Annotated in this window: 14 protein-coding genes; 13 read left to right on the plus strand and 1 reads right to left on the minus strand. The window is 41.6% G+C overall.

Going from position 1 to position 13,387, the window contains the following annotated elements; genetic code table 11:
- Positions 1-2: 2 nt before the first annotated feature.
- The 13 genes from hpaA (at position 3) to dtpB (ending at position 12,917) form a co-directional block, all read left to right on the plus strand.
- Positions 3-893 (plus strand): 4-hydroxyphenylacetate catabolism regulatory protein HpaA, encoded by an 891-nt coding sequence (gene hpaA / locus EAE92_RS22035; protein WP_065391248.1) that lies wholly within the window; start codon positions 3-5, stop codon positions 891-893.
- Between the two features lie 313 nt (positions 894-1,206).
- Complete coding sequence (locus EAE92_RS22040) at positions 1,207-1,518, plus strand: YjeO family protein (protein ID WP_046396115.1); 312 nt, start codon at positions 1,207-1,209, stop codon at positions 1,516-1,518.
- Positions 1,519-1,780: 262 nt separating this feature from the next.
- The gene (locus EAE92_RS22045) at positions 1,781-2,260 is read left to right on the plus strand and encodes an Hcp family type VI secretion system effector (protein WP_214069604.1); all 480 of its coding nucleotides are present in this window, start codon (positions 1,781-1,783) and stop codon (positions 2,258-2,260) included.
- 2 nt (positions 2,261-2,262) lie between these two features.
- A complete protein-coding gene (locus EAE92_RS22050; RefSeq protein WP_214069605.1) occupies positions 2,263-3,120 on the plus strand; it encodes an RNase A-like domain-containing protein in 858 nt (285 codons plus the stop codon).
- Positions 3,121-3,124: 4 nt separating this feature from the next.
- Positions 3,125-3,445, plus strand: coding sequence for a contact-dependent growth inhibition system immunity protein (locus tag EAE92_RS22055; protein WP_065391244.1), 321 nt, complete (start codon positions 3,125-3,127; stop codon positions 3,443-3,445).
- Between the two features lie 87 nt (positions 3,446-3,532).
- The gene (locus tag EAE92_RS22060) at positions 3,533-3,841 is read left to right on the plus strand and encodes a contact-dependent growth inhibition system immunity protein (RefSeq protein ID WP_036808010.1); all 309 of its coding nucleotides are present in this window, start codon (positions 3,533-3,535) and stop codon (positions 3,839-3,841) included.
- Positions 3,842-3,967: 126 nt separating this feature from the next.
- Positions 3,968-4,276 (plus strand): contact-dependent growth inhibition system immunity protein, encoded by a 309-nt coding sequence (locus EAE92_RS22065; RefSeq protein WP_214069606.1) that lies wholly within the window; start codon positions 3,968-3,970, stop codon positions 4,274-4,276.
- Positions 4,277-4,321: 45 nt separating this feature from the next.
- Positions 4,322-4,636 (plus strand): hypothetical protein, encoded by a 315-nt coding sequence (locus EAE92_RS22070; RefSeq protein ID WP_214069607.1) that lies wholly within the window; start codon positions 4,322-4,324, stop codon positions 4,634-4,636.
- A 272-nt stretch (positions 4,637-4,908) separates the two neighbouring features.
- Positions 4,909-5,655 (plus strand): SDR family oxidoreductase, encoded by a 747-nt coding sequence (locus EAE92_RS22075; RefSeq protein WP_214069608.1) that lies wholly within the window; start codon positions 4,909-4,911, stop codon positions 5,653-5,655.
- 241 nt (positions 5,656-5,896) lie between these two features.
- A complete protein-coding gene (locus tag EAE92_RS22080) occupies positions 5,897-8,746 on the plus strand; it encodes an RHS repeat domain-containing protein (protein ID WP_246545347.1) in 2,850 nt (949 codons plus the stop codon).
- Between the two features lie 286 nt (positions 8,747-9,032).
- On the plus strand, positions 9,033-10,595 hold the full coding sequence (hpaB, locus tag EAE92_RS22085; protein WP_214069609.1) for a 4-hydroxyphenylacetate 3-monooxygenase, oxygenase component: 1,563 nt from the start codon (positions 9,033-9,035) through the stop codon (positions 10,593-10,595).
- A gap of 19 nt (positions 10,596-10,614) precedes the next feature.
- Complete coding sequence (gene hpaC / locus EAE92_RS22090) at positions 10,615-11,133, plus strand: 4-hydroxyphenylacetate 3-monooxygenase, reductase component (RefSeq protein WP_036808028.1); 519 nt, start codon at positions 10,615-10,617, stop codon at positions 11,131-11,133.
- A 323-nt stretch (positions 11,134-11,456) separates the two neighbouring features.
- Complete coding sequence (gene dtpB, locus EAE92_RS22095; RefSeq protein ID WP_214069610.1) at positions 11,457-12,917, plus strand: dipeptide/tripeptide permease DtpB; 1,461 nt, start codon at positions 11,457-11,459, stop codon at positions 12,915-12,917.
- A gap of 230 nt (positions 12,918-13,147) precedes the next feature.
- Here the strand turns inward: dtpB and EAE92_RS22100 are convergent.
- The coding region (locus EAE92_RS22100) for a transposase (RefSeq protein WP_214066812.1) at positions 13,148-13,387 on the minus strand (240 nt) is incomplete at its 5' end.

Here is a 13,387-nt window from a genome sequence, read left to right on the forward strand (position 1 = left end):
TCATGACTGAGCCTATCATTGCCAATATTGATATCAGCAAGGATTATGATGAAACCCAAGGCACCGATGATGTGCACTATCAGACCTTTGGCCGGATGGCGGCATTTTTTGGTCGTAATATGCAAGCTCATCGCCACGATGGTTTCTTCCAACTTCATTTTTTGATCACCGGCCATATTGAATTACAGTTGGATGCTCAACACTATTCTGTACAAGCACCGCTGTTTATTCTGACTCCACCCTCCGTTCCTCACGCTTTTTTCACTCAAGATGATAGTGACGGATATGTCCTTACCGTACGGCAAGATCTGATATTACCGTTATTGGAATCACTCTATCCGGCCAATAAAGATATTCTTGATATTCCAGCTATTTGCTTATCTGTCGCCGATAAACCGGAAGAGCTAGCCGCTTTCAATCACTATTGGGCGTTAATCGCCCGCGAATCATCTAATCACTTTATTGGTCGAGAGCAATCACTGACATTCCTGGCACAAGCTATATTTACCCTGTTATTACGCAATATTCCTCTTGATGATCACCCGATTAATGGCGTGCGAGGAGAAATTAAATTATTTCAGCGCTTTAACCAATTAATAGACAATTATTATCATCATCATCTTTCCGTACCGGAATATGCCCATAAGTTAGATATTACAGAATCGCGATTAAAAGATATGTGCCGTCGATTCACCAACCGTCCACCGAAACGACTCATCTTCGACCGTCAACTACGTGAAGCCAAACGGCTATTATTATTCAGTGATTGCCCGGTATTTGAAGTTGCTTATCAGCTCGGATTTAAAGATCCAGCCTATTTTGCCCGCTTCTTTAATCGATTAGTTGGCTGTTCTCCTAGTCATTGGCGAGAAAGAAATATTCACGAAAAATAAATATCCATGCTAATTATATCAAGCCCGGCATTTTATTCTGCCTGTTCAGCAAATCTCATGCTATTAATTCGTGCTAAACTGATTCATTTTTATTACAAAATCTCTTCCAAGAATTAAAATTCTGAATATACTGAGACTCTGTAACCCACTGGAGCTTTGTGAAGGATAAATGATGGCAACCGGAGTGCCGGTATAAATAAATTAATTTAAGAAAAGGAAACACAACATATGCAAAATCCTTACTATATGACAGGCGAATTCGGATTCCCACCTTTTGATGTCATAGACTTCATATAATCATGAGAATTCGAGAATGAGCAAATCAGCCATAGTTTTAAATATCACTTATGCTATCTTTTGTGCATTATTTATATATATGATGTCATACTTAGAAGAAGAGCATTATATCGGTGGTCAGGATACAGATAATCTCTGTACTGTTTACAGAGAGCTGGTAGATGATAACCGTGATGTATTTGCTCCAACATGTTTACTGATTATGTCCCCCTTAATTTATGCAACTGTAAAAAAAAGATTCAAATCACTCTCTCTTAATATCATTACATTCGCCTTGCTAGGATACTGGATATGGCGTTTTTTCATCAGATTAATAGTATGTACCTAAAATAATCTCAGATATTCAGGTAGCGGCTACTGAGTAGCTACCTGAATGTCAGCTTCCGCTATTCGATTATTACAAACATGCCATCTGGATACCGGATTTTTAATCTCCCTCTTAAATACTTTGACGCCATGTTTATAAGTATTCTGGTTTTATTATTTTATCCCCTTACAAATGTAAATTATTCCAAATTTATAAATTTTTGGTTGACTTTTATACACACCCTACAATAGAGTCGAAAAAATTTCATTTAGGAGAAACTAATATGGCAAATATCATTTATCTAACATTGAAAGGCAAAAAACAGGGACTGATCTCCGCTGGCTGCGGCTCCTTAAACTCTATAGGAAATAATTACCAGCACGGCCATGAGAATGAAATTTTTATTTACTCGCTTCAACATTTAATGACGAGGGAACAACACGTATCCCATCATCCGGTTATGGTAATAAAACCCATCGATAAATCTTCGCCTTTACTGGCGCGAAGCTTCGATGAAAATGAAGAGCTGGAATGCCTGTTTGAGAATTATCGAACATCACTAACCGGGGGATTAGAAAAAAATTATTCCATCAGACTAGGCTACGCCTTTATCTCCAGCATAAAATGCAATCTTCCGCATTCCAGAGATAATAATGCCGGCGTACCACAAGAGATTATCTGTTTCACTTATAAAAATATCACGTGGAACAATCTGGCCTGCTCAACCAGTTCTTATAGCTTCTGGGATGACAGGATTTATTGACGATGAATAATGCCACTTATTTAACTGATACCCCTGTTGATTCAGAATCTGAAAATGGGTTACGCATTGTTTTATCTCCGGTCCAGCTAGCGGCAATTCTGTCAGATAATACTATTACCGAGGAAGAGACCTGGAGTAATAGAATATTAGGTGGCGCGGGTTTAGCGGCAGGAGTCGTTGAACTCATTGGCGCCGGCGCTCTTTGTCTGGCGCCCGATCCTTCAACCCTAACCAAAGCTGCCTGCGTTATTATCGGCGCTCACAGTCTTGACGTAATGAATGCTTCTGCCAGTCAAGTAATTACTGGCAGAGAAACCATGACAGAAACTTATCGTGAGGCGGTAAAATTAGCAAAAGAATTTGGTGCTGATGATTATACCGCTTCTGAAATAGGACTCACCGTTGATATTGCTGTACCGTTGTCATTTGCTTCAATGGTGGGTGCTGTCAGAGTTGCCTCTGTACGAGTAGGCCGAATTAAGTTAATTGAACATGAATCGCCTACAGGCTTAAAACCCGGTGGACATACCTTGCTTAAACATGTTGGGTTATCGGAACAGGAGTTAAGGGCTAGGCTAGTAAACATATCTCGAGCAAGTACTTTTTACAGTCAAGAGGTGGCAGAGCAAGTGATTTCGGAAGCGCTAAAAGCAAATAGAATACACTTGGAGAATTGGGCTAAATATGCTATTCCAACAGTATCTGCACCTATTGAATATGTTTCAAGTACTTCTATTGGTTTTGGTGTTACCAGAGGATCGAAATATGTGGAAAAGCTATACAAAGTCAAAGTTGTTTTAAGGTATTCTGAATACAATGGTAAACCATTTTATATATTAACAGCATTTCCAAAGGGCTAATTTAATGACCGGACAATATCCATTTCTAGATATTTTAATGCATGCTTACTTTAATCAGGACTTCGATATAATATCAGGTCCCGAGCTTGATGATGTTATCAATGATTTTCTTAATGACGCATCTCAAGGAATGAGAAAAGGGTTAATAGAAGAAATCAACGATCTTATTGACTCTTCTGAAGATGTAGAGAACACATTTAATTATCATTATCATGATGTTGACGTTCTCCCGGAAGTATGGAATATGACAGCACTTGAATTTCTAACGCATGTGTCAAATAAGTCACAAGATTACTTAAACGAGCATACTGAACAAGATGAATAATTAAGGCATTATGAGTTTAACGACAAATAATATTATATATTAACTAACAGCATACCCCAAATTCAATTAAAGTTGATGGAAATAAAAATGGACAGACAATATCCACTGCTAGATAATTTAATATACGCCTATTTCAATCAAGATTATGAAATAATATCTGGCCCTGAGCTTGATGATGTCATAGATGATTTTTTTAGTAACACAAACAATAGAATGAAAAGAGAAGTAATAAAAGAAATTAACACGTTCATATGTAATTCCGAAGATGTAGAAAAAGAATTTTACTTTATCTATTCTGATGCTGACGTTTTCCCTGACATATGGGGCCTCACAGCGTTTAAATTTTTAGAGCACGTGTCAAAAAAAGCACAAGATTACATAGATAAAGACGAGTAACTAAAAATTTTTTCACACAACAACAAACAAGGAGGTTTAATCAATAAGAATATTTTATATATTCCAAGAATTTCTATTAGCTTTGGCTACCAGGAGATCACAATAATATGAAAGGCCCCAATTAAAATGAACGGACAATATCCATTCTTAGACATCTTAGTAGGCGCTTATTTTTGCCAAGATTATGACTTATTGTATGGAAAAACTATGGATGAAGTCATAGGCTGCTTTCTTAATGTTGCAACTCAGGAAATGATAAAAGGATTAATCGAAGAAATTGACTCTTTTATTAACACTTCAAAAGATATAGAGAAGGACTTTGATGCTCTCTACTATAGTGACTTTGACCCAGATTTTTGGGACACTGCTACAGCGCTTGGCTTTTTAAATTATGTATCCAAATTAGCACAAGAATATTTGGATAAAGATGACTAATCATAGTAATTTTTAACGTGATAGAAAATAAAGAGGTCAAATATAATGGATATGAGAGAAAAATTGCTGTACATAGATAAGATGAAAAATGCTGTTGATAAGAATGATTATGAATCATTTCAAAAAATATTCAATGAGCTGCAAGGGAATTATCTTAATATTGCACCACTAATGTTATTAAAAAATATTAATAATCTTATCCTTAGTGCTAAAAATATAAGAGGATGTTTTAGAACTCATTATTATGGCTCAGCTAATCCACAGTTATGGGAAACTATTTCCGCCGTATTAGAACATCTGCATGAATCATCTAAAATAATGCAAAATTATATGAATAAACACCATGAAAAGGATAAATAAATCAATCTTGAATCCATAAGATATTCAAATAAAAAACGCTTTTGAAGGTGATTAATTATATATTATACTTCAAAGGCGTCATTCAATGCTAATCCATAGCATAACAAATAGATTATTTCATTCTTAACTAAAAAATTATATAAATAATAATAAAGACATTGAAAATATTCCCATGCCATATGCAATAATTTGATTTTTATTCAGTTTTACTTTATTAATATCGGTCCGTTATATATTTAATTTCTTAATATAAAACTTTAAATGAGAATATTATGCAAAAAATTACATTAATTACCGGTGGATCGCGTGGTATTGGTCGAGCAACCGCTTTTTATCTGGCAGAGAAAGGGCATCACATTGGTATTGGCTACCACACCAATCAAGATCAAGCGCTGGAAGTCATCGAAATTATCCGTCAAATAGGTGGTAAAGCTATCGCCATTCAGGTCGATGTCGCTGATGAAAAACAAGTTGTAGAACTCTTCCAGAGAACCGATGCCGAACTCGGATGCATCACCGGTTTGGTAAATAACGCCGGGATATTAAAACCACAAGCATCGATTGAGCAATTAACCGCTCATCGCTTGCATGATATTTTTGCCGCCAATGTTGTAGGCAGTTTTCTCTGTGCGCGGGAAGCAGTTAAAAGAATGTCTTTCCGACATGGTGGTCACGGTGGATCAATCGTCAATGTTTCATCAGCAGCATCCCGGCTAGGATCACCGCACGAATATATAGATTATGCCGCGTCGAAAGGGGCGATCGATACTTTGACTATTGGCCTGTCTCTGGAAGTGGCAGATCAGGGAATTCGAGTTAATGCCGTTCGCCCCGGATTTATTTATACCAATATGCATAGCGATGGCGGCGAGCCAAATCGAGTTGATCGGGTGAAGAATTCCTTACCAATGAAACGCGGCGGACAACCGAAAGAAGTGGCACAGGCTATTGCCTGGTTGCTGTCGGATGAAGCTTCATATGTAACCGGGAATTTTATTGACCTGGCCGGAGGGAAATAGCACTTAAAACAAGTATAAATTGAGCTGAATTTACCAATACATAGAGAAGGAGATCAGAAAATAAAAGGCGCTCCATATTTTCAGTCATTTTAAATCACTATTTAGCATCTATCATTAATTAGGTGAATTAGCATATCCACAGTAATGATGATCACTGTTATCGATGTCAAAACACCTATTCAGCTTAATGCAGATAAAGCTGTGATGACAGAAATTCTTAAATATAACAAAGAGGTAAATCATGAAAAACATTGACCCAAAACTTTATCAACATACGCCCACGGTTAACGTCTACGATAACCGTGGCCTGACCATTCGTAACATCGACTTTCACCGCACTGTCGCGAGAGGTGATACAGATACTCGTATTACCCGCCACCAATATGATGTCCGAGGACACTTGAGCCAAAGCATCGATCCACGCCTGTATGACGCCAAACAGCTCGACAACTCAATAAACCCCAACTTCCTCTGGCAATACAATCTCACCGGCGATACTTTGCGAACAGAAAGTGCCGATGCCGGCCGTACCATTGCCCTTAATGATATTGAAGGCCGTCAAGTGTTGATTGTAACCGCAACCGGCGCCATTCAGACCCGACAATATGAAGCCAATACCCTGCCCGGCCGTCTATTGTCCGTAAGTGAACAAGCCCCCGGAGAACAGACTCCCCGCGTTACTGAGCATTTTATTTGGGCTGGTAATACACAGGCGGAAAAAGATCATAATCTTGCCGGCCAATATGTGCGCCACTACGACACAGCAGGAGTGACTCAACTGGAAAGCCTGTCATTGACAGAAAACATCTTATCTCAATCCCGTCAGTTATTAGCCGATGGTCAGGAAGCAGACTGGACAGGTGATGATGAAACCCTCTGGCAAACCAAACTCAATAGCGAAACTTACACGACCCAAAGCACCTTTGATGCTACCGGCGCTTTGCTGACCCAAACCGATGCAAAAGGCAACATGCAACGTCTGGCTTACAATGTGGCAGGACAATTACAAGGTAGCTGGCTGACATTGAAAAACCAAAGTGAGCAAGTCATTGTCAAATCCCTGATCTATTCCGCCGCAGGCCAGAAATTGCGTGAAGAACACGGTAACGGCGTTATCACTGAATACAGCTATGAACCGGAAACTCTACGATTGATCGGTACCACCACTCGCCGTCAATCAGATAGCAAAGTGTTACAAGATCTACGCTATGAACATGATCCTGTAGGGAATATTATTAGTGTCCGTAATGATGCAGAAGCCACCCGCTTCTGGCGCAATCAGAAAATAGTCCCTGAAAATACCTACACCTACGATTCCCTGTACCAGCTTATCAGTGCAACAGGACGTGAGATGGCTAACATCGGCCAGCAAAGCAACCAACTTCCTTCGCCAATCATCCCTCTTCCTACTGATGAAAACTCATATACCAACTATACTCGCAGCTATAATTACGATCGCGGCGGCAATTTGGTTCAAATCCGGCACAGTTCCCCCGCCGCCCAAAATAACTACACCACAGATATCACCGTTTCGCATTACAGTAATCGGGCAGTGCTGAGTTCGCTAACCTCAGACCCAACACAGGTGGATGCACTGTTTGATGCCGGCGGACATCAAACAAAATTGCTACCGGGGCAAGAGCTGAGTTGGAATACACGAGGTGAGCTACAACAGGTAACGCCAGTCAGTCGCGAGAGCGCCAGCGATCGGGAATGGTATCGTTACGGCAACGACGGCATGCGACGGTTAAAAGTCAGTGAGCAGCAGACTGGCAACAGCACGCAGCAGCAACGAGTAACTTATCTTCCCGGTCTGGAGCTACGTACAACGCAAAATGGGACTACTACATCAGAAGACCTGCATGCTATTACCGTGGGGGCGGCAGGCCACGCGCAAGTGCGAGTTCTACACTGGGAAACTACGCCACCAGCCGGTATCAATAACAATCAACTCCGTTATAGCTATGACAATTTAATCGGTTCCAGTCAACTTGAATTGGATAACGCAGGACAAATTATCAGTCAGGAAGAGTATTATCCATTTGGCGGCACAGCATTATGGGCAGCAAGAAACCAAATAGAAGCCAGCTATAAAATCCTCCGTTACTCAGGTAAAGAACGAGATGCTACCGGGCTATATTATTACGGCTATCGTTATTATCAACCGTGGGTAGGCAGGTGGTTAAGCGCCGATCCGGCGGGAACTGTGGATGGTCTGAATCTGTACCGGATGGTGAGAAATAATCCGTCAACACTGGTTGATATTTCTGGGCTTGCACCTACGAAATACAATATTCCCGGATTTGACTTTGATGTAGAAATAGATGAGCAAAAAAGATCTAAGTTAAAACCAACGTTGATAAGAATCAAAGATGAATTTTTACATTATGGTCCTGTAGATAAGCTGTTAGAAGAAAAGAAACCCGGCCTCAATGTACCAGAGGAGCTATTTGATAGAGGTCCATCCGAGAATGGAGTGTCAACATTAACTTTCAAAAAAGACCTACCGATAAGTTGTATTAGCAACACAGAATATACCCTTGATATCTTATACAACAAACATGAAACTAAACCATTCCCTTACGAAAATGAAGCAACAGTTGGAGCAGATCTGGGAATAATAATGTCCGTGGAGTTTGGAAATAAATCAATAGGTAATGCCTCTGACGAAGATTTAAAAGAAGAACATCTCCCATTAGGAAAATCCACAATGGATAAAACAGACCTGCCAGATTTAAAACAAGGGCTAATGATCGCGGAGAAGATAAAAAGTGGAAAAGGAGCATATCCTTTTCATTTTGGTGCTGCAATAGCTGTTGTATATGGTGAGGATAGAAAAGTAGCCGCTTCAATTCTGACAGATTTATCTGAACCTGAAAGAGACGAAGGCGAGTATCTGCAAAGTACGAGAAAGGTAAGCGCAATGTTTATCACAAACGTCAATGAATTTCGCGGCCATGATTACCCAAAAAGTAAATATAGCATCGGATTAGTTACAGCTGAAAAACGTCAGCCGGTAATAAGCAAAAAGCGTGCAAACCCGGAAGAGGCCCCTTCATCATCTAGAAATAAAAAATTGCATGTACATTAATCTTTGTGCCTTAATCAAGGTTACTGTACATAAGCTCATATAACTATTATCCCACTAAAGGTGACCGTATAAACGGTCACCAAAATATCGCCTAGATCACACTTTAGTCACAAATCACCATTTCCCAACGAAAAGTACCAGCGAACCTTTCAAAAATCTATTCAAGAAAAGCGGTTCCAAAGCTTCAATTAAGAAACACAAAACAAACATTAAATTAACATTCCCGTGCCAATATTGATTATCTTATATCAAGATCGGCGCTTTTTATGACGACTGTGAGGTAGACATGAAACCAGAAGATTTTCGCGCCGACAAAAAACGTCCTTTCACCGGTGAAGAGTACCTGAAAAGCCTTCAAGATGGCCGCGAAATTTATATTTATGGCGAACGCGTAAAAGATGTCACCACACATCCCGCATTCCGTAATTCTGCTGCTTCAATCAGTCAGTTGTACGATGCCCTGCACGCCCCGGAAACTCATGATGTCCTGTGCTGGAATACCGATACCGGCAATGGCGGGTACACCCACAAATTCTTCCGCTTTGCTACCAGTGCGGATGATCTGCGCCAACAACGTGATGCTATAGCGGAATGGTCACGCCAAACCTATGGCTGGATGGGTCGCTCGCCTGACTATAAAGCGGCCTTCGGCAACGTGCTCGGCGCATTTCCTGAATATTATGGTCAATTCGCTGATAATGCCCGTACCTGGTACAAACGTATTCAGGAAACAGGCGTTTACTTTAACCATGCTATTGTTAATCCACCAATCGATCGTCATAAACCCGCTGATGAGACACGTGATGTCTATATTAAGCTAGAAAAAGAGACTGATGCCGGTATCATTGTCAGCGGCGCAAAAGTGGTAGCAACTAACTCAGCCCTGACCCACTATAACTTTATCGGTTTCGGCTCCGCACAAGTCATGGGGGATAACCCTGATTTCGCTCTGATGTTTGTCGCGCCAATGGATGCGGAGGGCGTGAAACTGATCTCCCGCGGTTCCTATGAATTGGTAGCAGGAGCAACAGGTTCCCCATTCGATTATCCTTTATCCAGCCGTTTTGATGAAAACGATGCGATTCTGGTGATGGATAAGGTACTTATCCCTTGGGAAAATATCCTGATTTACCGTGATTTCGACCGTGCGCGCAACTGGGCGATTCAAGCGGGTTTCACCAGTCTGTTCCCATTACAGGCTTGTATACGGCTGGCGGTGAAGCTGGATTTTATTACTGCCCTGCTACAAAGGAGCCTGGAATGTACCGGCGTGATCGAATTCCGGGGTGTTCAGGCTAACCTGGGCGAAGTGGTTGCCTGGCGTAACCTGTTTTGGTCACTGAGCGACGCGATGTGGGCAGAAGCCAAACCTTGGAAAGGCGGCGCTTATATGCCGGATACTCAGGCAATACAAACTTATCGCGTTATGGCGCCAATGGCCTACACTAAGATTAAGAATATTATTGAAAGTAACGTCACCAGCGGCCTAATTTATCTACCATCTAGTGTACGTGATATGAACAACCCTGAAATTGATAAATATCTGGCCCGGTATGTTCGGGGGTCCAACGGTATCGATCACGTTGAGCGTATCAAGATTTTAAAACTGATGTGGGACGCCATTGGCAGTGAATTCGGCGGCCGTCACGAGTTGTACGAAATCAACTATGCCGGTAGTCAGGATGAAATTCGGATGCAATGTCTGCGCCATGCTCATGGCTCCGGCAATATGAAAAAAATGATGGATATGGTTGATCGCTGCCTTGCTGATTATGATCAGCATGGTTGGCGTAGACCACACTTATACAATAATAGCGATATCAACCAGTTAGATAAGCTGCTGAAATAATCGGTAGCAGGAGGCCAATATGTCTGTAGAAAATGAACATCGCCTGCGTTTCAGGGATGCGATGGCGAGTCTGTCAGCAGCGGTGAATATCGTCACCACCGATGGCCGCGCGGGATGCTGTGGTATCACTGCCACAGCGGTATGCTCGATCACCGATACGCCACCCACGCTGATGGTATGCATTAACCGAAACAGCGCTATGAATACCGTTTTTCAGGAAAATGGCCGCCTGTGTGTAAATATTTTAAACCACGAACAAGAATTGATGGCACGCCACTTTGCCGGTATGACCGGAGTCAGCATGGAAGAGCGTTTTCGCTGGAATATCTGGCAGACAGGGGTATTGGGTCAACCAGTGTTGACCGGCACCCTCGCGAGTCTTGAAGGTGAAATTGAACAGGTTCAAGAAGTGGGGACGCATAACGTGTATCTGGTTCAGATTAGACATATCACGGTAAGCGAACAAGGCCACGGCCTCATCTATTTCAAGCGTAATTTCCGTCCAGTTATGTTGGAAATTGAAGCTGCCGCAGTTTAACTGCCTCTCCTCCTGGCAGTCATTGTTCTTCCACTATTCAGGCCCTGAACGGCCTGAATAGTATTCCTTTGTCAATGCCTCTATTCAGCTCTTTTCCTGATCATTTTTAGCATTCACTTGATGAATATACTATTAAATTCAATATAAATATCTTTATGTTAGTGTGATCGGCCACCAGGAACATATTTTAACCATATAATAATCTACTGTCCTCCGACCACTTGAATAAAGTACATAAGAAAACCACTTTAGCGACAAATCATGTCACTGAACGTCACTGTACATTTACCGAGTGTATTTCAACCAATCAGAGGCAATTAACTATGAATAAACCCGTATCCATCGGTTTATTACAACAACCCAAGCCGTTCTTTATGATTTTCTTCGTCGAGCTTTGGGAACGATTCGGCTACTACGGCGTACAAGGGGTTCTCACTGTCTATTTTGTACAAAAATTGGGATTTTCCCAAGAACAAGCGTTTATTACCTTCGGTGCGTTCGCCGCGTTGGTTTTTGGTTTGATCTCTATTGGCGGCTATGTAGGCGACCACTTACTGGGAACTAAACGAACCATTGTGTTAGGCGCCATTGTGCTGGCAATCGGCTACTTTATGACGGGCCTTTCTATCCTGCACCCTAATTTAATTTTCTACGCATTGGGAACGATCGCCGTTGGTAACGGCCTATTCAAAGCCAACCCAGCCAGCCTGCTGTCTAAATGCTATCCCCCCAAAGATCCTCGTCTGGATGGGGCTTTTACCCTATTTTACATGTCAATCAACCTCGGCTCGCTGTTCTCACTCGCTCTCGCTCCCGTTATTGCGGAAAAATTTAGCTACGCCGTTACCTACAATATCTGTGGTATTGGTCTGATTATCGCGTTGTTGGTCTATATTTTCTGTCGCAATACCGTGCGTAATATTGGTTCCGAACCCGATCATCAACGAATCAACTACACAAACCTATTTCTGGTCGTGGCAGGAAGTGTTGTGATGGTTTACGTCTGCGCATGGCTGATGCACAACGTGAAAATAGCCAATATTATGCTGATTACCCTATCTGTCATCGTAGTGTTTATCTTTTTCCGGGAAGCGCTCAAACAGGATAAAATTGGCCGTAACAAAATGTTTGTCGCTTTCATTTTGATGCTTCAAGCTATTGTGTTCTTCATCCTATATGCTCAGATGCCGACTTCTCTCAACTTCTTCGCCATCCACAACGTTCACCATCAGTTGCTTGGTTTTAATATCAATCCGGTCAGTTTCCAGGCCCTTAACCCATTCTGGATCGTTGTCGCCAGCCCGATACTCGCCGCGCTATACACTCACTGGGGCGCTAAAGGTAAGGACCTGACGATGCCAGCCAAATTTGCGGTTGGTATGTTCCTGTGCTCTTTAGGTTTCCTGACTGCCGCTGCTGCCGGTTTGTGGTTTGCAGATGAACAAGGTTTAACTTCCGCCTGGTTTATTGTTCTGGTTTATCTCTTCCAGGGCGTCGGTGAATTGATGATCAGTGCGTTGGGCCTGGCAATGATTGCGGCTCTCGTTCCTCAGTACCTGATGGGTTTTATTCTGGGGATGTGGTATTTAACTCAAGCGACTTCCTCCTTACTTGGCGGCTATGTCGCAGCCCTTACCGCCGCACCGAAAGGTATTACGGACCCATTGCAAACATTACCAGTCTATACCAGCGTATTCGGCAAAATCGGTATTGCCACCTTTATCGTCGCAATCATTATGGCGACCACCGTGCCATTGCTGAACCGTATGATGCAGGAAAAATAAAAAATATGATTTGATCTAAAATAAAAAACCTCGCCAAAGGAGGAAATACCGCTCGTTTAAACACTTTTATTCGAGCGGGGTATACTTTTATTTCTCCGTAATTGTTTAATATTCTGACGGAGGAAATTACCGAAGAAAATGCCAAGGATCTTTACAAGAAAAACTTTAGTAATATCGAACCTGCTTCACTGGCAATGCCAGCATATCTTATAAGTTATTATAATTCCTGATTACCATCGAATCTCAGCTAGCTTGAGTAAATACTCAGGTATAGGTGCTGCCCGGATACATGAATAAATAAGCTGTTCGAATGTTTTTTTAAGGTTAAAGCGCCAATTGAACCTGAAACAGAATTCGGCAAGATAACGAGGTAAATACTTTTTGCTAATCGAATGATATGTTCCGCGTATCGAATTTTTTACATTACTTATCATTGTGTTAACCCACTGAAAATAAGGAAGCTTAACACT

The sequence above is a fragment of the Photorhabdus hainanensis genome, from assembly GCF_018448965.1.
Taxonomy (GTDB): Bacteria; Pseudomonadota; Gammaproteobacteria; order Enterobacterales; family Enterobacteriaceae; genus Photorhabdus; species Photorhabdus akhurstii.